This window comes from Frigoribacterium salinisoli (assembly GCF_054781095.1).
In genome coordinates this window covers 318254-343450 of record NZ_BAAGVB010000003.1, presented here as the reverse complement: position 1 = coordinate 343450, position 25197 = coordinate 318254, and the positions used below count along the sequence as shown (strand labels likewise).

The 25197-nt window shown below is 74.9% G+C and carries 30 protein-coding genes; 25 read left to right on the top strand and 5 right to left on the bottom strand.

Going from position 1 to position 25197, the window contains the following annotated elements; translation table 11 throughout:
• Position 1: 1 nt before the first annotated feature.
• Positions 2–505: a flagellar protein FlgN gene (locus ACYVHQ_RS09650; RefSeq protein WP_460512450.1), complete on the bottom strand. Its 504-nt coding sequence runs from the start codon at positions 503–505 to the stop codon at positions 2–4.
• Positions 506–875: 370 nt separating this feature from the next.
• On the opposite strand from ACYVHQ_RS09650, the gene ACYVHQ_RS09645 reads away from it, so the two are divergent.
• From ACYVHQ_RS09645 to pepN, 7 genes are all read left to right on the top strand, one after another.
• Positions 876–1700 carry a sigma-70 family RNA polymerase sigma factor gene (locus ACYVHQ_RS09645; RefSeq protein ID WP_460512447.1) on the top strand — a complete coding sequence of 275 codons (825 nt, stop codon included), beginning with the start codon at positions 876–878 and terminating at the stop codon, positions 1698–1700.
• A 115-nt stretch (positions 1701–1815) separates the two neighbouring features.
• Positions 1816–2646: a flagellin N-terminal helical domain-containing protein gene (locus ACYVHQ_RS09640; RefSeq protein WP_460512445.1), complete on the top strand. Its 831-nt coding sequence runs from the start codon at positions 1816–1818 to the stop codon at positions 2644–2646.
• A gap of 107 nt (positions 2647–2753) precedes the next feature.
• A complete protein-coding gene (gene fliD, locus ACYVHQ_RS09635) occupies positions 2754–4145 on the top strand; it encodes a flagellar filament capping protein FliD (RefSeq protein ID WP_460512442.1) in 1392 nt (463 codons plus the stop codon).
• Positions 4145–4651: a flagellar export chaperone FliS gene (gene fliS, locus ACYVHQ_RS09630; protein ID WP_460512440.1), complete on the top strand. Its 507-nt coding sequence runs from the start codon at positions 4145–4147 to the stop codon at positions 4649–4651. Before fliD ends, fliS begins: the two co-directional genes overlap by 1 nt.
• The gene (locus tag ACYVHQ_RS09625) at positions 4641–4937 is read left to right on the top strand and encodes a hypothetical protein (protein WP_460512438.1); all 297 of its coding nucleotides are present in this window, start codon (positions 4641–4643) and stop codon (positions 4935–4937) included. Before fliS ends, ACYVHQ_RS09625 begins: the two co-directional genes overlap by 11 nt.
• Positions 4938–5028: 91 nt before the next feature.
• Entirely contained in the window at positions 5029–5532 is a 504-nt protein-coding gene (locus tag ACYVHQ_RS09620; RefSeq protein ID WP_460512436.1) for a DUF421 domain-containing protein, read from the top strand.
• Positions 5533–5566: 34 nt separating this feature from the next.
• A complete protein-coding gene (pepN, locus tag ACYVHQ_RS09615) occupies positions 5567–8161 on the top strand; it encodes an aminopeptidase N (RefSeq protein WP_460512435.1) in 2595 nt (864 codons plus the stop codon).
• Between the two features lie 69 nt (positions 8162–8230).
• Here the strand turns inward: pepN and ACYVHQ_RS09610 are convergent, their stop codons facing one another.
• Positions 8231–8404, bottom strand: coding sequence for a CsbD family protein (locus tag ACYVHQ_RS09610; protein WP_460512433.1), 174 nt, complete (start codon positions 8402–8404; stop codon positions 8231–8233).
• Positions 8405–8567: 163 nt separating this feature from the next.
• On the opposite strand from ACYVHQ_RS09610, the gene ACYVHQ_RS09605 reads away from it, so the two are divergent.
• Positions 8568–8825 carry a hypothetical protein gene (locus ACYVHQ_RS09605; protein ID WP_460512431.1) on the top strand — a complete coding sequence of 86 codons (258 nt, stop codon included), beginning with the start codon at positions 8568–8570 and terminating at the stop codon, positions 8823–8825.
• Between the two features lie 10 nt (positions 8826–8835).
• Here ACYVHQ_RS09605 and ACYVHQ_RS09600 read toward each other — a convergent pair whose 3' ends face one another.
• Positions 8836–9006 (bottom strand): hypothetical protein, encoded by a 171-nt coding sequence (locus ACYVHQ_RS09600; protein ID WP_460512430.1) that lies wholly within the window; start codon positions 9004–9006, stop codon positions 8836–8838.
• A gap of 192 nt (positions 9007–9198) precedes the next feature.
• Here ACYVHQ_RS09600 and ACYVHQ_RS09595 point away from each other — a divergent pair, with 192 nt between their 5' ends.
• The 12 genes from ACYVHQ_RS09595 to flgF all read left to right on the top strand — a co-directional run bounded on the left by ACYVHQ_RS09595 (position 9199) and on the right by flgF (position 19913).
• Positions 9199–9546, top strand: a complete 348-nt coding sequence (locus tag ACYVHQ_RS09595) for a flagellar basal body rod protein FlgB (RefSeq protein WP_460512427.1) — start codon at positions 9199–9201, stop codon at positions 9544–9546.
• On the top strand, positions 9543–9938 hold the full coding sequence (locus ACYVHQ_RS09590; protein WP_460512425.1) for a flagellar basal body rod protein FlgC: 396 nt from the start codon (positions 9543–9545) through the stop codon (positions 9936–9938). The genes ACYVHQ_RS09595 and ACYVHQ_RS09590 overlap by 4 nt, the downstream gene beginning before the upstream one ends.
• Positions 9938–10300 carry a flagellar hook-basal body complex protein FliE gene (gene fliE / locus ACYVHQ_RS09585; protein WP_460512422.1) on the top strand — a complete coding sequence of 121 codons (363 nt, stop codon included), beginning with the start codon at positions 9938–9940 and terminating at the stop codon, positions 10298–10300. Before ACYVHQ_RS09590 ends, fliE begins: the two co-directional genes overlap by 1 nt.
• Positions 10300–11955 (top strand): flagellar basal-body MS-ring/collar protein FliF, encoded by a 1656-nt coding sequence (gene fliF / locus ACYVHQ_RS09580; protein ID WP_460512420.1) that lies wholly within the window; start codon positions 10300–10302, stop codon positions 11953–11955. The genes fliE and fliF overlap by 1 nt, the downstream gene beginning before the upstream one ends.
• A gap of 2 nt (positions 11956–11957) precedes the next feature.
• A complete protein-coding gene (fliG, locus tag ACYVHQ_RS09575; RefSeq protein ID WP_460512590.1) occupies positions 11958–13001 on the top strand; it encodes a flagellar motor switch protein FliG in 1044 nt (347 codons plus the stop codon).
• Positions 13002–13129: 128 nt separating this feature from the next.
• Complete coding sequence (locus tag ACYVHQ_RS09570) at positions 13130–13831, top strand: FliH/SctL family protein (RefSeq protein WP_460512418.1); 702 nt, start codon at positions 13130–13132, stop codon at positions 13829–13831.
• The gene (locus tag ACYVHQ_RS09565) at positions 13831–15150 is read left to right on the top strand and encodes a FliI/YscN family ATPase (RefSeq protein WP_460512416.1); all 1320 of its coding nucleotides are present in this window, start codon (positions 13831–13833) and stop codon (positions 15148–15150) included. Before ACYVHQ_RS09570 ends, ACYVHQ_RS09565 begins: the two co-directional genes overlap by 1 nt.
• A complete protein-coding gene (locus tag ACYVHQ_RS09560; RefSeq protein ID WP_460512415.1) occupies positions 15150–15578 on the top strand; it encodes a hypothetical protein in 429 nt (142 codons plus the stop codon). The genes ACYVHQ_RS09565 and ACYVHQ_RS09560 overlap by 1 nt, the downstream gene beginning before the upstream one ends.
• Entirely contained in the window at positions 15575–16282 is a 708-nt protein-coding gene (locus ACYVHQ_RS09555) for a C40 family peptidase (protein WP_460512413.1), read from the top strand. The genes ACYVHQ_RS09560 and ACYVHQ_RS09555 overlap by 4 nt, the downstream gene beginning before the upstream one ends.
• 11 nt (positions 16283–16293) lie before the next feature.
• Positions 16294–18207: a flagellar hook-length control protein FliK gene (locus ACYVHQ_RS09550; protein ID WP_460512411.1), complete on the top strand. Its 1914-nt coding sequence runs from the start codon at positions 16294–16296 to the stop codon at positions 18205–18207.
• Between the two features lie 12 nt (positions 18208–18219).
• Complete coding sequence (locus ACYVHQ_RS09545; RefSeq protein ID WP_460512409.1) at positions 18220–18666, top strand: flagellar hook assembly protein FlgD; 447 nt, start codon at positions 18220–18222, stop codon at positions 18664–18666.
• Positions 18667–18749: 83 nt separating this feature from the next.
• Positions 18750–19913, top strand: coding sequence for a flagellar basal-body rod protein FlgF (gene flgF, locus ACYVHQ_RS09540; RefSeq protein WP_460512407.1), 1164 nt, complete (start codon positions 18750–18752; stop codon positions 19911–19913).
• A gap of 89 nt (positions 19914–20002) precedes the next feature.
• Here the strand turns inward: flgF and ACYVHQ_RS09535 are convergent, their stop codons facing one another.
• Together ACYVHQ_RS09535 and ACYVHQ_RS09530 are read right to left on the bottom strand one after the other, a co-directional pair.
• Positions 20003–20290 (bottom strand): DUF4190 domain-containing protein, encoded by a 288-nt coding sequence (locus ACYVHQ_RS09535; RefSeq protein ID WP_460512406.1) that lies wholly within the window; start codon positions 20288–20290, stop codon positions 20003–20005.
• Between the two features lie 89 nt (positions 20291–20379).
• Positions 20380–21159: a YitT family protein gene (locus ACYVHQ_RS09530; protein WP_460512404.1), complete on the bottom strand. Its 780-nt coding sequence runs from the start codon at positions 21157–21159 to the stop codon at positions 20380–20382.
• A gap of 165 nt (positions 21160–21324) precedes the next feature.
• Here ACYVHQ_RS09530 and ACYVHQ_RS09525 point away from each other — a divergent pair, with 165 nt between their 5' ends.
• Genes ACYVHQ_RS09525 through fliN form a run of 5 tightly spaced genes read left to right on the top strand, consistent with a single transcriptional unit; the run spans position 21325 to position 25195 of the window.
• Positions 21325–21630 (top strand): flagellar FlbD family protein, encoded by a 306-nt coding sequence (locus ACYVHQ_RS09525; RefSeq protein ID WP_460512402.1) that lies wholly within the window; start codon positions 21325–21327, stop codon positions 21628–21630.
• Positions 21631–21632: 2 nt separating this feature from the next.
• Positions 21633–22436 (top strand): motility protein A, encoded by an 804-nt coding sequence (locus ACYVHQ_RS09520; protein WP_460512401.1) that lies wholly within the window; start codon positions 21633–21635, stop codon positions 22434–22436.
• Positions 22433–23473 (top strand): flagellar motor protein MotB, encoded by a 1041-nt coding sequence (locus ACYVHQ_RS09515; RefSeq protein ID WP_460512399.1) that lies wholly within the window; start codon positions 22433–22435, stop codon positions 23471–23473. Before ACYVHQ_RS09520 ends, ACYVHQ_RS09515 begins: the two co-directional genes overlap by 4 nt.
• A gap of 46 nt (positions 23474–23519) precedes the next feature.
• Positions 23520–24464, top strand: coding sequence for a flagellar motor switch protein FliM (locus ACYVHQ_RS09510; RefSeq protein WP_460512398.1), 945 nt, complete (start codon positions 23520–23522; stop codon positions 24462–24464).
• Positions 24461–25195 (top strand): flagellar motor switch protein FliN, encoded by a 735-nt coding sequence (gene fliN, locus ACYVHQ_RS09505; RefSeq protein WP_460512396.1) that lies wholly within the window; start codon positions 24461–24463, stop codon positions 25193–25195. The genes ACYVHQ_RS09510 and fliN overlap by 4 nt, the downstream gene beginning before the upstream one ends.
• Positions 25196–25197 lie beyond the last annotated feature (2 nt).

The following is a 25197-nucleotide window of genomic DNA, read 5'->3' as shown; positions in this document are numbered from 1 at the left end:
GTCAGAGGCTCCCGTCGAAGATGCGGCCGCCGGTGACGTCGGCCGTCCCGGCGCCCGGGCGCTGCCCCGTGGCGTCGTAGGTGAGGGGCGCGTCGTCGGGGACGGACCCGGCCAGGGCCTCCTGCGTGGCGCGGGCCGCGGCGCGGAGGAACCGCTCGTTCTCGTCGCGCAGCCGCGCGATGCGCTCCGTGAGCTCGGTCATGGCGGCGAGGTGGGCCGCGAAGATCTCGCCCCAGGGGCCGGCGGGTGCGGCGGCGACGAGGTCGCGGAGGGGTGCGTCGTCGTCGGTGCCCCACTCGCGGGCGAGCTCGGAGACGGCGACGCCGCGCTCGAGACCGGTGCCGCGCAGGCGGCCGAGCACCTGCTCGACCTCGCGCGTCGCGTGGTCGATCCAGCGCGTGCGGCCGGCGGTGAGGAGGAGCTGCTCGACCTCGAGCTTGAAGGTGAGCAGCTCGAGCAGCTCGCGTTCACGCCAGAGCAGCGCGGACAGGTCGTTCGCGCTCATGGTGCCTCCTCGTTCGATGGGGGTCGGGCCGTGTCGGTGCTCCGTCCTCAGGGACCACCATCGGCCGACGGTGCTCCGACGTTAGGCGAGCGACCCGGGAGGGGGCGTAGCGCCCCCGGGGTGCGAGGGGAACCCGCACGGCGCTCCCAGTTCGGGGGGAGGGCCGCTCCGTGACCCCCTGAACGGGCCACGTCCGTTCCCCCGCACTGGGGGCGGCGGACCCTTCTGGGGCCCCCCGGGCGTCGATAAGTTGAGGGTGTCGCCACGGCCCCTCGCCACGCCGACGCCCACCGCCGGACCACCCGCCGCACCACCCGCGGGCAGGGACTGGCCACCCCCGTGACCAGTGCCCGATCCCCAGGGAGACCAGATGGACCGCCGAGCGCGCAACGACATGATCGTGGCGAACCTCCCCCTCGTCGGCTACCTCGTCGCCGAGGTCGCCGCCCGGGCCACGCACCTGTCGCGCGACGACCTCGCGAGCGTCGGTGCCGTGGCCCTCGTCCAGGCCGCCGAGGCGTTCGACCCCACCCAGGGCGTGCCGTTCGGCGCCTACGCCCGCACGCGCATCGTGGGGGCCTTCGCGGACGACATGCGCGCGGGCGACTGGGCCAGCCGCGGCACGCGCAAGCGCATCAAGGAGACCCTGGCCGTGCAGGACTCCCTCACGGCCGCCCTGGGGCGCACGCCCAGCGTCGACGAGATCGCGGGCGCCCTCGGCGTCGACCGGCAGACCGCGTCCGACGCCCTCGTCGACGCCGCGAGGACCGTCGCCGCCCTCGACGACTCCGTCGCCGAGCACCTCGCGGCCGACCTGCCCCTGCCCGAGGAGCAGGCGCTCGTCACCGAGCGCAGCCGTTACCTCGCGGCCGCCGTCGAGGCGCTGCCCGAGCGCATGCGGCTCATCGTCGAGGGCGTCTACTTCGGCGACCGGACGGTCAAGGACCTCGCGGCCGAGCTCGGGATCACCCACTCCGCCGTCTCGCAGCAGCGCACGGAGGCCGTGCGCCTGCTCCGCGACGCGCTCGCCACCCACTACGCCGACGACCCCGAGACCCCCGTCGAGGCCGTCTCGACCGCCTCGGTCGCGCGCCGCAGCGCGTACCTCTCGCGCGTGGCCGCGAACGCGGCCGTCGGCGTCGCCCGCGCCCTGCGCGAGCCGGAGGCCCCGCGCGGCCTCAGCACGGCCGTCTGAGGCCGGAGAAAAAACTTCCGGGTCGGCTAACCGACCCGGGCGACCGACCGACAGTGGTCGGTGTCAGCCCACGGACGGGCTGGCGCAATCCAGTCCCATCACGGAGGAGAACACCATGGGCATGCAGATCAACACCAACCTCGCGGCGAACAACACTTACCGCAACCTCAACAGCACGCAGAACGACCTCTCGAAGAGCCTCGAGAAGCTCTCCAGCGGTCTTCGCATCAACCGTGCCGCTGACGACGCGGCCGGTCTCGCCATCTCGGAGGGCCTGCGCTCGCAGATCGGTGGCCTCACGGTCGCCGCCCGCAACGCGCAGGACGGCATCTCGGTCGTCCAGACCGCTGAAGGCGCGCTGACGGAGGTCCACTCCATCCTGCAGCGCGTCCGCGACCTGGCCGTCCAGTCGGGCAACGACTCGAACAACGCCGACGCCCGCACCGCGATCAAGACCGAGGTCGACGCCCTGGGCGACGAGCTGACCCGCATCGGCAACTCGACCAACTTCAACGGCATCAACCTGCTCGACGGCAGCGCGAACCTCACCTTCCAGGTGGGCGCCGGCTCGACCGCGGCGAACGACCAAATCGGCGTCGACCTGTCGGCCTCGAACATCGCCACGCTCGGCGCGACGGTCAAGGGGCTCACGTTCGACTCGTCGGCCAACGCCCTCACCACGATCGGCACGCTCGACACCGAGATCAAGGCCGTCTCGACGACGCGCTCCGAGCTCGGTGCCGTGCAGAACCGCTTCGAGCACTCCATCGCGGCGACCAACGTCGCGAAGGAGAACCTCACGGCGGCGCAGTCGCGCATCCGCGACGTCGACATGGCGGAGGAGATGGTCAAGTACACCCGCTCGAACATCCTGAGCCAGGCCGGCACCGCGATGCTCGCGCAGGCGAACCAGAGCACGCAGGGCGTGCTGTCGCTGCTCCGCTAGGCCCTCTCGAGCCCAGCAGTGCACCGACCGGGAGGCCGGAGCAGGACGTCACGTCCCGCTCCGGCCTCCCGTCCACCACCCCACGACCACGACCAGCAGGAGACGACATGGCGCTCGGCATCGACGGACTCGTCAGCGGGCTCGACACCACGGCGCTCATCAATTCGCTCATCCAGGCCGAGGCCGCGCCCCAGACGATCCTCAAGTCGAAGGCCACGGCTCAGCAGACGTACGTCTCGGCCCTCCAGACGCTCAACTCCTCCGTCGCCGCCCTGGCGACGAAGGCGCGCGAGGCCTCGGCGGCCACGTCGCTCGATGTCTACGCCGGAGCGAGCTCCTCGACGGCCGTGACCGTGAGCACGACGGGTGCCACGAGCGCCGGCAGCATCGACATCGTCGTCGGTGCGACCGCGAGGGGCATGGTGGGCGTGACGGCCCCCTCGACGAGCTGGCCGACCGATCCGCCCACCCTGACCTTCACGTCGTCGACGGGCACCACCACCGAGGTCACGGCCAGGTCGGGCTCGCTCGACGACGTCGTGACCGCGATCAACGCCTCCACCGCCGGTGTCCGGGCCGTCAAGATCGCGTCCGGTACCGACGCCGTGGGCGCGCCCCAGTTCCGGCTCCAGCTCACCTCCGCCTCGACGGGAGCCGCTGGTGCTTTCACGGTGCACGCGGGCAGCGCCGCCGAGGTCGCGGCCGGGACGGCGACCGACGTGCTCGCCGCGCCCGGCGCCGCCGTCACCGCTACCGCGCGTGACGCCTCCGTCACGCTCTGGGCGGGCACGAGCGCCGAGCAGGTCGTGACCAGCAGCACGAACACGTTCTCCTCCCTCCTGCCCGGCGTCGACGTCATGGTCGCGGCGGCGTCGGCCGATCCCGTCACGGTCACGGTGACCCGAGACACGGCCAAGGCCTCCGCCGTGGCCTCCGACCTCGTCAAGGGCGTGACGGACCTCTTCGCCTACATCAGCAGCCGGACGGCGATCACCACCACGACGAGCTCGACGGGCGCCGCGACCGTCAAGGCCGGTGCCTTCACCGGTGACTCCACCGTGCGCGACGTCCAGCAGAGGCTCACCAGCGCCCTCGCGATGCCCACCGCGAGCGGTTCCTCCCCGAGCGTGATCGGCATCTCGATCACGCGGACCGGCTCGTTCGAGTTCGACCAGGCCACGTTCACGGCGGCGCTCGAGAAGGACCCCGTGGGCACCCAGGCGGTCCTCGCCGAACTGGCGGGCCGCCTCGCGACCGTGGCCGAGCGGGCCTCCGACAAGTACGACGGCACGCTCACGCAGACGGTGAAGGGGCAGCAGTCCGTCGCGACCGACCTGACGAAGCAGATCGAGAACTGGGACTCCCGGCTCGCCGCCCGCCGCGCCCAGCTCACGAAGACCTACAGCGCCCTGGAGGTGCAGTTGAGCAACCTGCAGTCGCAGTCGAGCTGGCTCTCCGGCCAGCTCTCGTCCCTCGCCGCGAGCTCGGGCACGTCGTGATGGACGCCCGCGCCTTCGCCGCGGCCGCCGTGGCCTCGCAGTCCTCGCCGCTCGCCGCCTCCCGCCGCGCCCAGTACGGCGCCGACGCGGTGCTCTCCGCCACGCCCGTGCAGCTGGTCACCATGCTGTACGACCGCCTGCTGCTCGACCTCTCGCGCGCCGTCGTCGCCCAGGAGGCCGCCGACTGGGCCGCCGCCGGCGAGCAGCTGCTGCACGCCCAGGCCATCGTCGCCGAGCTCTCGTCGTCGCTGCGCATCGACGTGTGGGACGGCGGCGAGGGCCTCCTCGCGCTCTACTCCTACGCCTCCACCGCCCTCGTCAACGCCAACGTGCACCGCGACGTCGCCGTCACCCGCGAGGTCGTGGGCCTGCTCGAGCCCCTCCGTCAGACCTGGCACGAGGCCGCCGCGGCCCTGCCCTCCAGTGGCTCCTCGACCTTCGCCGGCGCCGCCGGTCACGTCACGGCCGGCGCCGTCGCCGCGGGCGGAGCGCTCGGTGTCGCCTGACGACGCCGAGGCGATCGCCACCTGGGCGAGCGTCCTCGACGACCTCGAGACCGCCACCGCGCGATCCGTCGACGGTGCCTCCCCGGCCTGGGCTCCGCCCCCCGGCCTGGGCCCCCTGCCCCTCGACCTCCGGCCGAGGGCCGAGGAGGTCCTGGCCCGGCAGCAGGGCGCGCGCCAGCGCCTCGACGCCGAGCTCCGCGACGTCACCGGGCAGCTCGGCGCCGTCCGCGCCGTCGTCCGCTCCGCGGCCCCCGAGCGCCCCGTGTACCTCGACGTCAACGGCTGACCCCGACTCGCCCACGCCCCGGACGGGTCCGCGACGGCCGAGCGCGCCACCGCGTACCGTGCACCCCTCGACGACCCGAGGCAGGTACGACATGTGGTTCGACAGCTGGTCCGACGTCCTGCGCGTCCTCCTGGTGGGCACCGCCGCCTACGTGACGCTCGTGCTCGTGGTGCGCACCACCGGCAAGCGCACCCTCAGCCAGCTCAACGCCTTCGACTTCATCGTCACCGTCGCCCTCGGCTCCACCCTGGCGACCATCCTGCTCAGCAGCGACGTGTCGTGGGTCGAGGGCGCGACCGCGCTCGTCCTCCTCGCGGGGCTCCAGTTCGTCGTCGCCCTCGCCTCGTCCCGCCTGCGCCGCGTCCGGGCGGTCATCACCGCCGGCCCCACCGTCGTGCTCCGGGACGGTCGGCTGCAGCACGACGCGCTGCGCGGCGCCCGGCTCGCCGAGTCCGAGGTGCGGCAGGCTGTCCGCAGCAGCGGCAGCGGCGACCTCTCCACGGTCGCGGCCGTGGTGCTCGAGACCAACGGCACCCTGAGCGTGATCACCGACGCGCAGATGGGCGACGGCTCGGCGCTGGGCGACCTGCGCTGACCACGACGCGCCGACCACGACGGAAGGACCCACCATGACGACGGACCTCACCCGCGCCGAGGCGCAGCTCCGGGCAGCGACGGTGTCGAACGTGCGGTACGCCGTCGACCTGGACCTCACGTCGCCGGGTGCCGCCACCGCCCGCAGCACGACCCGCCTCACCTTCGACGCCCCCGAGGGCTCGGCGACGTTCGTCGACGCGGAGGCGGTCACGGTGCACGCCCTGACCCTCAACGGCGCGCCGCTCGACGTCGCCGCCGCCTGGCGAGACGGCCGCGTGCACGTCTCGGACCTCCTGCTCGAGAACGTCCTCGAGGTCGACGCGTCCTTCCCCGTCGCCTCCTCGGGCGAGGGCCTGCACCGGTTCGTCGACCCGGCCGACGGCGAGACCTACTTCTACACGTTCACCGCTCCCGCGTTCGCACGGCAGGTCTTCGCCTGCTTCGACCAGCCCGACCTCAAGGGCGAGTTCGCGGTGACCGTCACGGCGCCCGCCGACTGGACGGTGCTCTCGAACGCGCTGCCCCTCGGCGCCCCGGAGGCGCGTGACGGCTCCGCCCTGCTCCACCGGTTCGCCCCCACGCCCCCGATCGCGACGTACCTGCTCGCGGTCGCCGCGGGCCCGTGGCACAGCTGGCACGCCGAGGCGACCCTGCGCGACGGTCGCGTCGTGCCGCTCGCCTGGCACGCGCGCGCCTCGCTCGCCGACGCGGTGGCCCCCGACGTGGACGACCTGCACGACCTCACGCGCCGTGGCCTCGAGGCGTACGAGCAGCTCTTCGACCACCCCTTCGTCTTCGACTCGTACGACCAGGTGTTCGTGCCCGAGCACGTCGTGGGGGCCATGGAGAACCCCGGCCTCGTCACCTTCTCGGAGCGCATGGTGCACCGCGAGGCGGCGACCGACGCGGAGCTCCAGCGGCGCGAGCTCACGGTGCTGCACGAGATGGCGCACCAGTGGTTCGGCGACCTCGTCACCATGCGCTGGTGGGACGACCTCTGGCTCAACGAGTCCTTCGCCGACTTCGTGGCGGCGCTCGTCGCGTCCCGGCTGGCTCTCGCCGCCGACGCGGGGCACGACCCCTGGGTCGAGTTCGCGATCACCCGCAAGGGCTGGGCCTACGCCCAGGACCTGCTGCCCACGACGCACCCCGTCGTCGGCGACGTGCCCGACCTCGGATCGCTGACGGGCTCCTTCGACGGCATCACCTACGGGAAGGGCGCCGCGGCCCTGCGGCAGCTCGCCGCCGTCGTCGGCGAGGACGCCTTCTTCGCGGGCGTCGCCGACCACCTGCGCCGGCACGCCTTCGGCTCGGCCACCCTGGGCGACCTGCTCGCCTCGCTGGAGCGCGCCGCCGGCCGCGACCTCGGCGAGTGGGCGCGCGTCTGGCTCCGCACGAGCGGCGTCAACCGCCTCCGGGCCTCCTGGGTCGACGGCGCCGTGCGCCTCGAGCAGCACCCCGACGCGGCCGACGGCCTGCTGCGCCCCCGCCGCGTCGACGTGGCCCTGCTCGACCTCGACCACGACGGCCCGCCCACCAGGCAGCTCGTCGCCCTCGCCCTCGACGGCGCCACGGCCGTGCAGGAGGCCCGACCCGGCCCCGTCGACCCGGCCGGCGGTCCGTCGCGGGCCCGCACCGCGCCTCCTGCCCTCGTGCTCGCGAACGCGGGCGACCTCGACTACGCGGTCGTCGAGCTCGACGACGCGTCGCTCGGAGCGGTGGGGGAGTTCCTCCGCCGGTCCGACCACGGCCTCGACCGGGCCGTCGTGCACGCTGCGCTGTGGCGCGCGGTGACGGCGGCGCGGCTGGCGACGCCGCGGTACCTGCGCCTCGTCCTCGACGGCCTCCCCGCCGAGGTCGACGCCTCGACCCTGCGCACGGTGCTCGGACAGGTGCAGCACGCGCTCGCCGGGTTCGTCCCCGGGCGGGCCGGCACCGCGCTCGTGGCCGAGGTCGGGACCCGCCTGTGGGACCTGGCCCGGGAGGCCGGGCCGGGCTCGGACCGACAGGTGCAGTTCGTGCGCGCGTTCACCGAGGTGGCCGGGGCGCCGGAGCACGCGGCGGTGCTCCGGGGCCTCCGCTCCGGGAGCCTGCGGCTCGACGGGTTCGAGGTCGGCGGGGAGACGGCCTGGCGGCTGCTGACGGCGCTCGTGCGCGCGGGCGAGGCCACCGGCGGCGAGGTCGACGCCGCCGAGCTCGCCGATCCGACCGACGTCGGCCGACGGTGGGCGGCACGGGCGCGGGCGTCGGCCGCCGACGCCGGGTCGAAGCAGCGGGCTTGGCTGCGCGTGCTCCGCGACGACGCCCTCTCGCCCGAGCTCGTCACGGCCGTCGGCGAGGGGTGGTGCTCGACGGGCGGGGCGGACGCCTTCGCCGGCCACGCCGAGGCCTACGTCGCGGCGCTCGACGACGCGTGGGCGCACCGCGGCGTCCGCGCCGCACAGGACCTCACGGCGGCGTTCGCCCCACCGCCCGAGCTCGGTGCCGCCGGGGCGGACGCCCTGAGGGGCTGGCTCGACGCGCACCCGGCCCCCTCCGGTGCCCGGCGCGCGGTGCGGGAGGCGCTCGCCCGTCTCGAGGAGGCCCTCGCCGCCCGGGAGCTCACGGCCCGCGCCCTGGGCGGCTGAGACCGCCGAGGGCGGGGACGACGGAGGCCCGGCACCCCGAGGGGGTGCCGGGCCTCCGTCGGTCCGAGATCAGTGCTGCGTCTCGTCCTTGGCCTTCTCGGTCTCCATGCGGTCCTCGCCCATGGACTGGTCCTTGCGCCCCTGGGCCGTGAGCTCCGCGTCGTCGGTCTTCTTGCCGACGAACTCCTCGGCCTTGCCCGCGGCCTGCTGCACGGCGTCCTTCGCCTTGTCTCCGATCGACATGACGTTCCTCTCTCCGGTCGTTCGCCGGGCTCCCCGGCACGCGTGCGACGGTAGGCCCGACCGACGGGCCGGGTCCTCCTCCCCAGGCCGTTCCCAGCGCACGGCCCGCCCGCCTCGCTCAGCGGCCATCGCGACGCACCGACGGGTCGGCTAGCGTGACGGCATGTCCGGTGCCTACGACCTGTACTCGTCGTTCTACCTCGGGGGCGTGTTCCTCGCCTTCGCGACGGGCCTCGTGCTCGCGGTGCTGCTCTGCGGCGTCGCCCTCGCGGCTCGGCGCTACCTCCTCGCCGCGACGCGGCACCGCGAGCTCCAGACGGGCCTGCTCCTCGCCGACCTCGAGGCCGACGCGGCCACGGGGCCCTCGGCGGCCGGTCCCGACCAGGGGCCCACGGGGCCGTCCGCGCCGCCGACGGCCTGAGCGCGAGGGCTCAGGGGCGGTAGCGGTCGCGGGGTCGCGGCAGGTCCGGGCCCGGGGCCTGTCCTCCGAAGCCACCGGACAGGGCGAGCCCGACGGCTCCGAGTCCCGCCGCCAGTGCCCGCACGAGGCTGCCGAGCACGGCGGCGGCGATCCGCCGGCCCCTCTTCCGGGTCGTGGCCACGGCGTCCTCCCGTCGATCGGTGAGGCGACCCTACCGGTCCGTGGGGCGGGCCGCTCCTGTCCCCAGGAGTGGGGCCGGGCCTCCTGCTGACGCGCACGGCGCGACGGCCGACAGTGACCACCGAGCACGGATCGCTCGACCCCTGGCCACGGATCGGCCCGCAGCAGCCCCCGCACCAGAAGGCAGACCGCCATGCCCGTCGGATCCGTGACGCAAGCAGCGCTGCAGAGCGCCCTCGACGGCCTCGCCCTGCGCCAGCGCAGCATCGCCGACAACATCGCCAACGTGAACACCCCGGGCTACACGGCCAAGCGCGTGCAGTTCGAGGACGCCCTCGCGCAGAGCGTCCGGCAGGGCCAGGGCGTCGTCACCGCGAGCACCTCCCGCTCGCTCGAGCCGACCCGCCTCGACGGCAACAACGTCAACCTCGACACCGAGACGCTGTCCAACGTCGACACCGTCCTGCGCTACCAGTTCGCCTCCCAGGCCATGAACGGCGAGCTCACCGGCGTGCGCGCCGCGTTCAGGACGAACTCGTGACCGCCTTCGACGCGATCGGCATCGCCGGCACGGGGCTCACGGTGCACCGCAAGTGGCTCGACGCCGTCAGCGACAACATCGCCAACGTCAACACGGTCGCGGCCATGGACGACACGGCCTTCCAGGCGCGCTACGTCATCGCGCGCGAGGGCGAGGGCGTCACCGGGGCCTACGTCGCCGGTGCCGCCTACGGCAGCGAGGCCGGCCGCGTCGTCTTCGACCCCGACCACCCGCTCGCCGACGCCGAGGGGTACGTGCGCATGCCCGACATCGACCTCGGCGCCCAGATGAGCGACCTGATCATGGCGCAGCGCGGCTACCAGGCCAACGCCGCCGTGGTCGACCGTGCCAAGACGGCCTACGAGGCCGCCCTCCAGATCGGACGCAGCTGATGCCCCTCTCCTCCCTCCAGGCCGTCGGGGCCGTGCAGCCCACGCAGGGCACCCAGGCGTCAGGAGCCGCGTCCGCGGTCGACGCGCTCGGTCGCGTCGGCGGGGCCGACCGGGCGGGCACCTCCGGCGTCGCGGGCCCGGCCGACGCCTTCGGGGCGACCATGGCCGGCGCCGTGCAGGGCCTCACCGAGCTCCAGGGCACCGCGAAGACCCTCGCGGTCAAGGCCGTCACGGGCGACCTCACCGACATCCACGACGCGACCATCGCCGCCACCCGTGCGCAGGTCACCATGGAGCTCGTCGCCGCCGTCCGCAACAAGGGCGTCGACGCGTTCAACGAGATCATGCGGATGCAGGCCTGATGCCCGCCGTCCTGCAGGAGCGCTGGGCGAAGCTCGTCGAGACGCTCAAGGGGTTCACCGTCCAGCAGCGCACCCTCGCGGTGATCCTGCTCGCCGTCGTCGTGCTCGGCGTGGTCGCGCTCACGGCGTGGCTGTCGAAGCCGTCGATGACGCCGCTGTTCTCGGGCATCGACCCCTCCGACGCGAACGCGATCGTCGAGCAGCTGCGCACCGACGGGGTGCCCTACGAGCTCACGGCGGGCGGGGGCACGATCCTCGTGCCCGAGGAGTCGGTCTACGACCAGCGCCTCAAGGCGGCCGCGGCGGGGCTCCCCGAGGCCGGTTCCGGCGGCGGCTACTCGCTGCTCGACACGATGGGGGTCACCTCGTCGGAGTTCCAGCAGGACGTCACCTACAAGCGCGCCATCGAGGGCGAGCTCGCCCGGACCATCTCCGCGATGGCCGGCGTGAAGACCGCGAGCGTGCAGCTGGCGATCCCCGAGCAGACCGTCTTCGTCGAGGAGCAGCGCGACCCCACCGCCTCCGTCTTCGTCGAGACGAAGGCCGGCGCCCAGCTCAGCGGCGACCAGGTGCAGGCCATCGTCAACCTCACGAGCGCCTCGGTCGAGGGCATGGCGCCGACCGACGTCGCGGTCACCGACGCCGCGGGCACCGTGCTGGCCGAGGTCGGCACCGGCGCCACGGGCAGCGGCTCCGACCGTGCCGGCGAGTACGAGTCGAAGGTGCAGTCGTCCGTGCAGGCGATGCTCGACAAGGTGGTCGGCCCGGGCAACTCGTCGGTCGCCGTCGCCGCCGACCTCCAGGAGTCCTCCGGCACCCGCGTGACCGAGTCGTTCGCCGAGCCCGAGTCCGGGCCGATCGCCCTCAACGAGGCCGGCACGAGCGAGCAGTACGGCGACGGCGCCGCCGGTGCCGGGACGGCCGCCGGGGTGCTGGGCCCCGACAACATCGCCGTGCCGAACGTCGGCACGGGCACCGCGGCCGACGGCGGGTACCTCAACGAGTCCGCGACGAAGAACAACGCCGTCGACAAGACGACCGAGACGATGTCGATCCCGGCCGGCACGGTCGCCCGGCAGACCGTCTCGGTCGCCATCGACAGCGGGGCGGCAGGAGGCGCGAACGTGCAGGCGATCACCGACCTCGTGCGCACGGCGGCCGGGATCGACCCCGCCCGCGGCGACGCCGTCGAGGTGCAGGTCGTCGACTTCGACACGAGCGCCGCCGAGGCGGCGCAGGCCGCCCTCGAGGCCTCCGACGCCGCCGCCGCGAGCGAGGCGATGTGGTCCACGATCCGCACCGCGGGGATCATCTCGCTCCTCGCCCTCGTCCTGGTGGTCGGCCTCGTCGTCTTCGCCCGGCGCAGCCGGCGGCAGGCGCGGGAGGACGTCGACCTCGGCGAGCTCGACGCCGCCCCGGCCGGCACCTGGGACGCCACCGTGCCGCTGTCGCTCGACGACGCCGTGTCGTCGTCGACCCTGCGGCTGCCCGGCATGCCCGACGCCCCGACCGAGCTGCTGCCGACCCCGGCGCCCTCGCCCGAGCTGCTCACGGCCGAGCGCAAGCGCGCCGAGATCGACGCCCTGGCGGCGCGGGACCCCGACCGCACGGCGGACCTGCTCCGTGAGCTGCTCGACGAGCGGCCGACCCCGTGACCATGGTGCCCACGGGGGCGTCCGCCCCGTCGACGGTGTCGACCAAGGCCCTGACGGGGGCGCAGAAGGTCGCCGTCGTGCTCATGCAGATGGACCAGCAGCGTGCCGCGCAGGTCCTGTCGCGGCTCAGCCCGGCCGAGACCGAGCTCGTGACGGCCGAGATCGTCCGCCTCCGCCGAGTCGACGCGGCGGTCGCCGAGCGCACCCTCGACGAGTTCCACGCGCTGAGCCTCGGCGGCGGGTCCCGACGGGGCGGGCACGACGTCGCGGCAGGGCTGCTCGAGGCGTCCTTCGGCGCAGAGCGGGCCGCGGAGCTCATGGACAAGCTGGCCGCCGGCATGGTGGGCAAGGCCTTCGACTTCTTCGACGACGCCGAGGCAGGCCAGGTCATCACCCTGCTCGAGGGCGAACTGCCGCAGACCATCGCGCTCGTGCTCGCCCACCTGCGCCCCCAGCAGGCCTCCGTCGTCCTCGCCGGCCTCGACACCGGCGTGCGCACCGACGTCGCCCAGGCGATCGCGACCATGGGCACCGCCACGCCCGAGGCCGTCGGCATCGTCGCGACGACGCTGCGGGTCCGTGCCGGCGCCGTCGTGTCCCCGCGCGACCAGGTCGAGGTCGTGGGCGGCGTGCAGCCGCTGGTCGAGATCATCAACCGCAGCGACGTGGCCACCGAGCGCCTCCTGCTCGAGGGCCTCGACGCGCGCGACCCGACGCTGGCAGAAGAGGTGCGCTCGCGCATGCTCACCTTCGAGGACGTCGTCAAGCTCGAGACCCGGGACATCCAGCAGGTGCTGCGCGGCATCGACAACGCCGTGCTGGCGACGGCCATGAAGGGCGCCCCGGCCGCCGTCACCGAGGTGATCCGCGGCAACGTGTCCGAGCGCAACCGCGAGCTGCTCGACGACGAGCTGGCGTCGATGGGCCCCGTCCGGCGGAGCATGGTCGAGGAGGCACGGGCCGAGGTGGTGCGCGCCATCCGCGAGCTCGAGGCGATGGGCGCCATCACCGTGCACCGTGCCGACGAGGACGCCCTCGTCGAGTGACCGGGTCGCGTCCCCACTTCGGGGCGACGCCTGACGGGACGGGGCGCGCTGCCGAGAGTCCTCCACGAGCACGGATCGCTCATCCTCCTCGGCCACGGATCGGCCGTCCCCACGACGAACGGTCCACCGTGCCCAGAACCACGCGCTCGCTGCCCCCTCAGGGGTCGTCGGCGAGCACCCGCGCAGCGTTCGCCCCCCTCGCCTACCCGGCGCTCGACACGGGCCGCGCCGCGGGCGCCGCTGCCGCGTCGCGCCCCGGCGCCGACCTCCCCGCCTCCACGGACCTGCTCCGTGAGCGTGCCGAGGCGCGAGGGCACGCGGCCGGGTACGCCGCCGGGCTGCGACTGGCCGAGCGCGAGCTCGAGGCGCGCCGCGACGAGCTCGAGGCCCTGCACGTCGACCGCCTCGTGCGGCTCGAGGCGCAGGTCGCCGCCCGCGTCGCCGCCCTCACCGCGGCGACGCGCGCCCTGGACGCCCGCGTCGCGCCCGTCGCCGCCGAGGCCGAGGGCACCCTCGCGGTGCTCGCCGTCGACCTCGCCGAGGCCGTCCTGGGGCACGCCCTGCGCACCGATCCCGTCGCCGGGGCCGAGGCCGCCCTCCGGCGCGCGCTCGACGTCGTCGACCCGGCGCTCGTCGTCTCCGTGCGGTTGCACCCCGACGACGTGGCGGTCCTGGCGGGGGCGACCGACGACTCCTGGCCCGCACTCGTCGCCGACCCGTCGCTCGCGCGGGGCGACGCCGAGGCCGACCTGCCCGTGGGCCACGTCGACGCCCGCCTGACGACGGCGGCCGCCCGCATGCGCGCCGCGCTCCTCGAGGGCGACGCCTGATGCCCACCGTGCAGCTCGAGCGCCGGCGCGCCGCGGCGCGCGCCGCCGCCCGCCCCCAGCGCGTCGGCCGCGTCACCAGCGCCGTCGGCCTCGGCGTGACCGTCGCCGGCCTCGACGCCTCCGTCGGCGAGGTGGTGTCCCTGGGCGTCGAGGGCACCCCCGCCGAGGTCGTCGCGACGACGCCCGAGGGCGTCCGCTGCATGCCGCTGGCGCGCCCGGCCCCGCTCGCGGCGGGGGCGCCCGTGCGCGCCTCCGGCAGCCCGCTGCGCGTCCCCACCGGCGCCGGGCTCTTCGGCCGCGTGCTCGACGGCCTGGGCCGCCCGATCGACGGCAAGGGGCCCCTGCGGCACGACGGCCTCGTCGACCTCGACCACGACGTCCCCTCCGCGATGGCCCGCGCGCGCATCGACGCGCCCCTGCAGCTCGGCGTCCGGGTGCTCGACACCCTGACCACGGTGGGTCGGGGCCAGCGCCTCGGCCTGTTCGCGGGCTCCGGGGTGGGCAAGTCCTCGTTGCTGTCGATGATCGCGCGCGGCACCGACGCCCAGGTGTCGGTCGTCGCGCTCGTGGGGGAGCGCGGGCGCGAGGTGCGCGAGTTCCTCGAGGACGACCTGGGGCAGGAGGGGCTGGCCCGGTCCGTCGTGGTCGTCGCGACGAGCGACGAACCGGCCCTCGTGCGCCTGCGGGCCGCGTTCACCGCGACCCGCATCGCCGAGTCCTTCCGCGACGGGGGCGCCGACGTGGTGCTCATGATGGACTCGCTCACGCGCGTCGCGATGGCCCAGCGCGAGATCGGCCTCTCGGTCGGCGAGCCGCCGGCCACCCGAGGGTACCCGCCGTCGACGTTCTCGGTGCTCGCCGGGCTGCTCGAGCGGGCGGGCACCGACCGCGTCGGCTCCGTCACGGGCCTCTACACCGTCCTCGTCGACGGCGACGACCACAACGAGCCCGTCGCCGACGCCGCGCGGAGCATCCTCGACGGGCACGTGGTCCTCGACCGCGCGCTCGCGGTCACGGGGCACTTCCCGTCCGTCGACGCCCTCGGCTCGGTGTCGCGCGTGGCGTCGAAGGTCACGACCCGCGAGCAGCGCGACGCGGCCTCCCAGCTGCGCCGCGTCATGGCGGCGCGCCGTGCCGCCCAGGACCTCCTCGACGTCGGCGCGTACCAGCGCGGGGCGAACCCCCTGGTCGACGCGGCCGTCGACCACCAGGGCGCCATCGACGCGTTCCTGCGCCAGGGCATGGACGAGCAGGCGCCGGCCGAGGCGTCGTGGGCGTCCCTCGCCCGGCTCTCGGCCCTGCTGGGCGGGGCCCGCTGATGGCGCGCGGGTTCCGGCTGGCCGCCCTGCTCCGGTTGCGCCACGCGCAGCAGGACCAGGCCGGTGCGGCCCTCGCGGCCGCGGGCGACAGGATGCGCGAGGCCGCCGACGCGCGGCTGCGCGCCCGGCGCACCCTCGCCGACGCCCCCGCCACGGTCACCGACGCGGCGACGCTCAGCGCCGTCGCCGCCTCGCGCGCCTCCACCCGGGGCATGCTCGTCGAGCTCGACGCCGTGGCCGAGCAGCGCCGCTCCGACCACGAGGCCGCGCAGGCGACCTACGCGACGGCCCGCCGCGCCGCGCTCGGGCTCGAGAAGCTCGAGGTGCGGCACGCGGCCGAGGCGGCCGCCGACGAGCTCCGGGCCGAGCAGGTCGCGCTCGACGAGATCGCCACGACCCGTCGACCCGGCACGGAGGGCGACCGATGAGCCCCGTCGGCGAGGTGCTGGCGCGCATCCAGGACATCCGGACCACCCTGCAGCAGCTGCAGCAGGGGACCACGCCCGCCGCGTCGTCGGCTGCGTCGTCGGCGCGCGCCGGTGCCTTCGCGCAGGCCCTGTCGGCGGCGGGCCCGTCGGCCACCGCGCCCGCCGCGTCGTCGCCGTCGAGCGGCGTGCCGGCCGCGGCCGCCGCGCCGGGCGCGACCGGGGTCCCCGGTGCCACCCTGCCGACCGCGGGCGACGCGACCGGCGAGGACGTCGTGGCCGCCGCGAAGCGCTACCTGGGCGTGCCCTACGTCTTCGGGGGCGAGGACTCCTCGGGCATGGACTGCTCGGGCCTCGTCCAGCGCGTCTTCGCCGACCTCGGCATCGAGGTGCCGAGGGTCGTCCCCGACCAGGCCCGCCTCGGGACGGAGGTGGCCTCGCTCGCGGAGGCGCGCCCCGGCGACCTCGTGGTCAGCCGGGGCACCGGCCACATCGCCATCTGGCTCGGCGACGGCAAGCTCCTGCACGCACCGCGACCGGGCAAGGACGTCCAGATCGTCGACAACTACCTGAAGGACTCCGACGTGACGACCATCCGCCGCCTCCTGCCGCCCGAGCGGAGCGTCGCCGCCGCGGCCGCCCCCGCCGGGACCGATCTCGCCACCGCGGCGCTGCAGCGCCTGCTCGCCGGAGGGGGTGCCCTGTGATGGTCTCGACGATGCCGCGCACGACGGGCTCCGGGCCCGGCGGGGCCTCCGCCGTGGGCGGGGGCGCACAGGGTGCCGCCGCGAGCCCGACCGGCGCCGCGTCGGCGGACCCGTTCGGGGCCGCCCTCGCGGCCGCGGGACGGTCAGCCGGCCCTCTCGCCCCGCTCCCCGGAGGGGGCGCGACGCCCACCGACGAGGGCACGTCGCCGCTCGGCGACGCCCGGGCGGACGGTGCGGACCAGGGCACGGCGCCCCTCGCCCCGCAGCTCCCGCTGGTCGCGGCCCTGACCGCGGTCGCTGCCCCGACGCCCGCACCGAGGGGCGCGGACGCCCCGGGGGCAGGAGGCACGCCCCCGGAGCCCGTGCTGTCGGCGGATGCCGTGGGTGCGGTGCGCGTCGCTGACGCCACGGGCACGACGGGCGTGGTCCCGGCGGGTGCCGTGGGCGCCGCGCGCGTCGCCGACGCCACGGGCGCGACGGACGTGGTGGGCACGACGGACACCGTCCTGGCCGTCGGTGCCGCGGCCGGCGACCGCGGGTCCGAGGCGCGACCGTCCCCGCGCGGGGACCTCGCGGCTGACCCCTCGGCGAGCACGAGCCCGTCGGTCCTCGCGGCCCCGACCGCGACCCCTGCCCCGCTCTCCGAGGGCACGAGCATCGACTCGTCGTCCGCGCCTGCGGCCACCGACGCCGTGCGTACCGCCACCGCCACCGTCACCGCCACCGCCACCGCCACCGCGGGCGCCCCAGGGGCCCTCGTCCCCGCGGGAGCGTCCCGACCGACGTCGCCCGGGGCGCTGGCCGTCCCCGGGGCGGCGGCACCGATCCGCGACGAGCCCGCCGGGTCCGTGTCCGGGCCCGCGCACGCGGCCCGTGCCGAGCACTCCGCACCGGCGTCCGGCAGCACCCCGTCGTCCAGTAGCACCCCGTCGTCCGGCAGCACCCCGACCTCCGCGAGCACCCCGGCACCGGCAGCCGTCGGCCCCACCGGCAGCGGCGGCACCGGCACCGCCGCGGCCCCCGCCGCCACCGCCACGGCGGCCCCGGCCGCCCCCGTCACCGTCGTCGCTCCGGCCAGCACCGGAGCCCCGGCCGCCCAGGCCGGTGCCGGAGCCGTGGCCGCCCCGGCCGCCCCGGCCGCCCCGGCCGCCCCGGCCGTCCCGCCGTCCGAGCCGGTCGAGGCCTCCGCGTCGTCCGCCGCCGTCCCGGTCCCGGGCGGGCCGTCGGCCCGCCCGGCGGCTCCCGTCGCCACGACGGTCGGCACCCCGCCGCTCCCGGGCGCCGCGACCAGCGGCGAGACGGTGCCCACCCCCGGTGCCGCGGGCGCGGGAGCGACGGTCGAGGCCCGCAGCGCGCCGGTCGTGGCCGAGACGCCGTCCCGGCCCTCCGGGTCGCCCGGGCCGGACGTCGCGCTCGTCCCGACCTCGGCGCCCCCGGTGAGCGCTGCCCCGACCGCTGCCCCGGCCGTGGCGGCACCGTCGTCGCCCGCCCCGCCGCCCGCGGCGCCGATGGCGCAGCAGCTCGCGAAGCCGCTCTTCACGCTCGCGCACGCCGGTCCCGGTGAGCACGTCGTCACCGTGACGGTCGCCCCCGAGCAGCTCGGGCCGGTGACGGTGCGCGCCTCCGTGGGCGCCCACGGCGTGCACGTCGAGCTCTTCGCCCCCAGCGAGGCGGGGCGCGAGGCGGTGCGCGCGGTCCTGCCCGACCTGCGTCGCGACCTCGGTGCCGCCTCCGGCGCGGGCGTGGCGACGAGCCTCGACCTCTCGGCGCACGACCAGCCGCGCGAGGCGCCGCAGGGCGCGCCCCGAGAGACGGCAGGAGGCCCGCCCCGCCCGGGGGCGCGCCTCACGCCCGTCCCCGTGCCCGACCCCCTCGCCGGCGTGAGCCGGACCGCCCCGACGACGTCGCTCGACGTCCTGGCCTGAAAGGAACCCCCGATGCCCCTCGACGGGATCACCGGCAGCGTCGACGCCGCCACCCCGGCGGCCACGCTCGCCACCTCGAGCGCCCGTGCGCCGAAGCAGACCATGGACAGCGAGGTCTTCATGCAGCTGCTGGTCACGCAGCTGCGCAACCAGGACCCCTCCACGCCCATGGACACGAACGCGATGATCTCGCAGACGACCCAGCTGGCGATGATGGAGCAGGTCACGGCCCAGACGACCACCGGGACGGAGAACTTCTCCCTGCAGATGCGCATCGCCGCGTCCGCGCTCGTCGGGCAGCAGGTCAGCTACGCCGGCCCCGACGGCGCCCCCGTCACCGGCACGGCCACCGCGGTCTCGTTCGCCCGGTCCGTGCCGACCGTGACGATCGCCGGGAAGGAGGTCGCCCTGGATCTCGTCTCCGGCATCAGCGCCGGCACCGGCACCGCCGCCCCGTGACCCCGCGGCACCCCCTCAGCACCCGGCGCGGCTCCCGCCCCGCCGCTCAGCACTCCTCCACCGCCTGACCGAAAGGCAGCACCATGCTCCGCTCCCTCTACTCCGGCATCTCCGGCCTGCGCTCGCACCAGACGATGCTCGACGTCACCGGCAACAACATCGCCAACGTGAACACCGCCGGCTTCAAGTCGTCGACCACGCAGTTCCAGGACACCCTCTCGCAGATGACCCAGGGCGCCGGGGGCCCCCAGACGGGCATCGGCGGCACCAACCCCGCGCAGATCGGCCTCGGCGTGCAGGTCGCCGGCATCTCGACGAACTTCGCCCAGGGGTCCGCGCAGGCCACCGGCAAGGCCACCGACCTCAGCATCGCCGGCGACGGGTTCTTCGTCACCCGCTCGGGCGGCGACACCCTCTACACGCGTGCGGGCTCGTTCGACTTCGACGCCGACGGCCGCCTGGTCACCCCGGACGGCAAGATCGTCCAGGGCTACACGGCGACCGGCGGCGTCGTGAACGTCGGCGGCGGCCTCGGCGACGTGACCCTGCCCGTGGGGACGGCCGCCCCGGCCGCCGCGACGACGGCGGCGACCGTCACCGGCAACCTGCCGTCCGACAGCCCGGTGGGCACGAGGCTCAACCGCGACGTCGAGGTCTACGACGCGGCCGGCACCAAGACGACCCTCTCGCTGGCCTTCGCGCGCACCGGCACGGGCTGGAGCGTCACCGGCCCGGGTGGGGCGACGACGAACCTCACCTTCACCGCGGGGGGTGCCGTCAACGGCGACCCGGCCCTCACGGTCGGCGGCATCCGGGTCGACCTCTCGGGCGTCTCGGGCTTCGCGAAGCTCGACACGGTCGCGATCACCGACCAGGACGGCCGTGGGGCCGGCACGCTGCAGGGCTTCTCGATCGCGAAGGACGGCACCGTCGTGGGCCAGTTCTCGAACGGGGAGTCGCTGGCCGTCGGCCGGATCGCCCTCGCGACCTTCGCGAACTCGGCCGGCCTCGAGAAGGCCGGCGCGTCGGGCTTCCGTGCGACCGCCAACTCGGGCGACGCCGCGGTCGGCGCGCCCGGTGCGCCCGGCGTCGGCTCCATCGCGGCGGGCACCCTCGAGATGAGCAACGTCGACCTCTCGAAGGAGTTCACGAACCTCATCGTCGCGCAGCGCGGCTTCCAGGCGAACGCCCGCATCATCACGACCTCCGACGAGGTGCTCCAGGAGCTCACGAACCTCAAGCGCTAGTCGCGGTCCCCACCCCGGGAACGGCAGGAGGCGCGGTGCCGGTGCACCGCGCCTCCTGTCGTTCCGTCGTGCGGATCAGGTCGTGCCGATCAGGACGAGTAGGTCGAGGGGTCGATGCTCGCGGCGGCCACGACGAAGAGGATCGTGAAGAGGACCGTGAGGGCGATCGCGACGAAGCCGATGATGACCGCGGCCAGGGCCAGGCCGCGGCCCTTCTCGCCGGTGCGCTTGATCTGCGACAGGGCCACGAAGCCGAGGACGATGCCGACGATCGAGACGAAGAACGAGGCGATGAAGCCGACGATCGCGAGGACGTTGTAGTTGTCGCGCTGCGCGGGGGCGCCGGACGAGGAGGAATAGGGCTGGGGCGTGGTCATGGTCTGCTCTTTCGATCGAGGGAGGGGTGCCCGCACCCGGTCGGTGTCCCCCCAGGAGCAGAGCGTCGCCAACATATCAGCAGCCCCGCTCAGGTGCGACCGAGGTAGCGCCCCTCCTTGTGGTTCATGGCGAGGACGAGGTTGAGCACGACGGCTCCCAGGGCGCTGAGCAGCACGACGGGCCACGCGACGACCGTGAGCGACAGCGCGACGATGAGCACGTCGAAGGCCATCTGCACGTAGCCGGCGCGGAGCCCGAGGCGCTCCTGGAGCACGAGCGCGAGGATGTTGATCCCGCCGAGGCTGGCGCCGTGCCGGAAGAGGATGAGCAGCCCGACGCCGACGAGCAGGTTGCCGCCGAGCGTGCCGTAGACCGGGTCGAGGTCGTCGATGCGGAACACGACCGGGTGCAGGTACGAGAAGGCCGACAGCATCGACACCGTCAGCACGGTGCGGAGCGTGAACGCCCAGCCCTTCTTCCAGACCGCGAGGGCGAAGAACGGCAGGTTCACGGCCAGGAACAGCACGCCGAACGTCCACGACGTCGCGTAGCTGAGCAGCAGGGCCAGGCCGGCCGTGCCTCCGGAGACGGCGCCGCTCTCCTTGAGCAGGAACAGCCCGAACGAGGCGAGGAACACGCCGGTGAGCACGCCGAGGACGTTCTCCGCGAACGTGTGCCGCGTCGTCGGGTCGGGCCCGGGGGCGAGCGCCGGGTCGTCGACGCCGGGCGTCGCGGGCGCCGAGGCCCCCGCGGTGTCGGCGTCGGGGAGCCCGACGGGGGAGAGGGGGGTCGCGGTGCTGGTGGCGAGGTCGGCGGGTCCGGCGGGGGTGGTGCCGTCGCGCTGACCGTCGAGGGGTCCGTGGGTCACCTCGACAGTGTGCCGCAGCCGTGTGTCCGGCACGTGTCGTGCGGCTCCCGTGGGTGGCTAACGGGCGGGCGGGCCCGGCCGATAGTGGTCCTCGAGCAGCTCAGGACGAGCACTCACGCCCGCCCCACGGACGGCGGCGGGCCGAACCAGACCTAGGACGGGCCGATGATCGTCGTCACGCGACTCAACGACAGCACCTTCGCTGTCAACCCGGACCTCGTGGAGCGCATCCACGAGTCGCCCGACACCACGTTGGTCATGGTCGACGGGGCGAAGTACATCGTCACCGAGACGATGGCCGAGGTGATCGACATGATCGCCCGCTACCGCGCCCGCATCGTCTCCCTCGCCTACGACGACGGTCCCGCCCTCGTGCCCGCCGGCGCTCGCGGCCACCAGCACGGCGTCCACCAGCACACCGGCCCGGTCGCGCTCGACCCGGTGCCGCTGCGCCCCGTCGGGAGGGGCTGACCGTGGATCCGGCGACGATCCTCGGCATCCTCCTCGCGTTCGGTGCCCTCTTCGGCATGATCAAGCTCGAGGGCGTGCACCTCACCGGGCTGCTCCTGCCCGCACCGATCCTGCTCGTCTTCGGCGCCACCATCGCCGTCGGCATCGCGGGCACGACCATCAAGGACGCCCTCACCTCCTTCAAGCTCATCGGCCGCGCCTTCACGGGCAAGGTCGTGCCCCCGCAGAGCGTCATCGACGACATCGTCGGGCTCGCCGAGAAGGCCCGCAGCGAGGGCCTGCTCTCGCTCGAGGCGGAGGCGGAGCGCCTCGGCGACCCGTTCCTGGCCGGCGCCCTGCAGAACATCGCCGACGGCACCGACGGCGAGGAGCTGCGGATCCTCCTCGAGGACGAGATGGAGTCCCGCCTCGCGGCCGACCGCATGGCGAGCAAGTTCTTCATGGGCCTGGGCGGCTACGCGCCCACGGTCGGCATCATCGGCACGGTCGTCAGCCTCACGCACGTGCTCGAGAACCTCGCGCAGCCCGACGAGCTCGGCCACATGATCGCCGCGGCGTTCGTCGCGACCCTGTGGGGCCTCCTGACCGCGAACTTCCTCTGGCTGCCGATCGGGGCACGGCTGCGCAAGCTCGCCGACCTCGACGAGGCGCGCATGACGCTGCTGCTCGAGGGCGTGCTGGCGGTCCAGGCGGGCAGCCAGCCGCGCCTGCTCGGCGAGCGCCTCAAGGCGATGGTGCCGACGCACACGCTGAAGGCCGGGGCGGGGGCCGTCGCGAAGCCGGCCGAGCAGGGGGTCCGGGCGTGAGCGCCACGGCGTCGCGGCGCCGCCGCACGAAGGGCCACGACGACGACGAGCACCCCGACGAGCGCTGGATGGCGTCCTACATGGACATGATCACGGTGCTCATGTGCATGTTCATCGTGCTCTACGCCATGTCGACCGTCGACCAGGACAAGTACGCCGCCCTCCGCGACTCGCTCGCGTCGGGCTTCGGCCAGACCGACATCGGCGCCGTCGACACTGCCTCCGGCACGATCGTGCCGGCCGACCAGGTCACCGACCAGGGCGAGGGCTTCGCGGTGGGCGACGAGGACGCCACGAGCGCCTCGGCCACCACGGGCTCGGAGGGCACCGCCGAGGACCTCGCGCGGGCGGAGCTCGACGACCTCACGGCCATCAAGGACGCCATCTCCGAGAACCTGGCGCGGGCGGGCCTGTCGAAGGACGTCGAGTTCGCCGTCGACGCCCGCGGGCTCACGGTCCGGCTGGTGGGCTCCGAGACGTTCTTCGGCTCGAACAGCGCGGACCTCAGCGCCGAGGCGCGGCGGGTCATGGACGCGGTCTCCCCGGTGCTCCGCGCGGCCGGCCACGACGTCTCGGTGGAGGGCCACGCCGACCAGCGCACCTCCGTGGCGCCGTTCGCGACGAACTGGGAGCTCTCGAGCGCGCGGTCCACGCAGGTGCTGCGCGACCTCGTCGAGCGCGGTCGGCTCGACGCGGCGCACGTGCAGGCCGTCGGGTTCGGCTCGTCGCGTCCGATCGTCGAGGGCGGCACGGACGCCGAGCTCGCCGGCAACCGTCGCGTCGACATCGTCGTGCTCTCGAACCAGTCCGACACGGTGAGCGCGCTGCTGCCCGAGCTCGAGCGCGCGGTGACGGGCGCAGGAGGCACGGTGCCGGCGACCGACGCGGGCGCCGTGGCCGAGACGGCCGGCAGCACGGCCGGGCACGCACCCGGGGCGGGCTCGGCGCCCGCCGGCGAGGAGGAGCACGCGGCCGACGAGGAGCACGCCGCCGACGAGGATCACGACGCGGAGGGGGCCCAGTCCGGGGGCCACTGACCCCTTCCCGCTAACCAGGGGGCGCGACGGGCCGACAGTGGCCGTCGTGACCCTCCTCGACCCTGCCCGCCCCGGCACGCCGACCCGATCCTCGTCGGGTCCGTCGGCGACCCCGGAGCGCGTGGTCGAGCCGTACGACTTCCGGCGACCGACGACCCTCGCGCGCGAGCACGCCCGCGTGCTCGAGGTCGCGTTCGACACGTTCGCGCGCCAGTGGGGCACGCAGCTGACGGCGAAGATGCGGGTGCGCTCCGAGGTCACGTCGCACCAGGTGCAGATGCTGACCTACGACGACTACGCCTCGTCGCTGCCCGCGACGACGGCCATGGTCCTCTGCCCGCTCGCGAGCATGGAGGCCAAGGCCGTCGTGCAGTTCCCGACCTGGGCGGCGTTCGTCTGGGTGAGCCACCTCCTGGGCGCCCCGAAGCCCGGCTCGCTGCCGGACCGCACCTTCACCCCGGTGGAGGAGGCCCTGGTGCGCAACATCGTGGAGGACGCCCTCGACGACCTCAGCTACTCCTTCGGCGCGCTCCTCGTCGACGACGTCCGCGTGGGCGGGTTCCAGTACGACTCCCAGTTCGCCCAGGTGGCCGCGAAGAGCGACTCGATGATCGTCGCCTCGTTGAAGATCTCGGTCGGCAACCGGGTGGCCACGGGCACGATGGCGATCCCCGCCCGCGCCCTGCTCCCGCAGCTGATCGACGACGACGGCACGCAGACCACGCTCACGTCCCGGGAGCTCGTCGAGCAGCAGCTCGCCGCCGTGCCCGTCGACGTGGCCCTCCGCATCGCGCCCGTCACCGTGCGCCCGGCCGAGGTCCTCGGCCTGGCCGTGGGCGACCTCCTGCCCTTGCCGCACCCGCAGCACCGCCCCCTCGAGATGACGGTCGACGGCGTGCCCGTGGGCCGCGCCGCCGTCGGCGCGAACGGTTCCCGCCTCGCGGGCGTCGTCGTCTCCGTCACGACCGACCTCCGCGAAGGAACAGCATGACCACGACGACCCCCACCCAGCACACGGCCGCCGCCGAGGCCTTCGTCGCGACCGTGCCGAGCGCGTCGCTGCTGCGGGCCGTGCCGCTCGACGCGGCAGCCGTGGCCGCCCTGGTCGGGCCCGACGGCGCGATCGTCACCTCGTTCGTGGGGGAGGTCTCGGCCGACACGGCGCTGATGTTCGACGACCTCTCCCAGCTCACCGCCGCGGGCGGCACCGTGTCGCCGTCGGTCTCCGTGCTCGACGTGCTGCGCCCGGCGCTCGAGGCGGCGACCGCCGTCCTCGGCACGGGCGTGCTCGGCGACAGCCGCATCGAGGCCGTCGACGCGCTCCTGCTCGACCCGGCCACGTCCGTCTTCGAGCTGGTCGGCCCCGCGCGCACGGAGGGCTGGTTCGCCGTGCGCCTCCGCGAGGACGGCACGGTCGCCGGTCTCGGCACGGGCCAGGACGCGGCCGGCACGGCCCCCGCGATCGGCTCGACGGTCGGCAACCTCGGGCGCATCAACGCCGTCGAGATGGCCCTCACGGTCGAGATCGGCCGCACCCGCATGTCGGTCCGCGACGTGCTCGGCCTCGAGCCCGGTGCCGTCGTCGAGCTGGACCGGTCCGCCGGCGCGCCCGCCGACGTACTGCTCAACGGTCGCGTCATCGCGCACGGCGAGGTCGTGGTCGTCGACCAGGACTACGCGGTGCGCATCACGAAGATCCTCGACGTCGCCGACGGGATCTGACC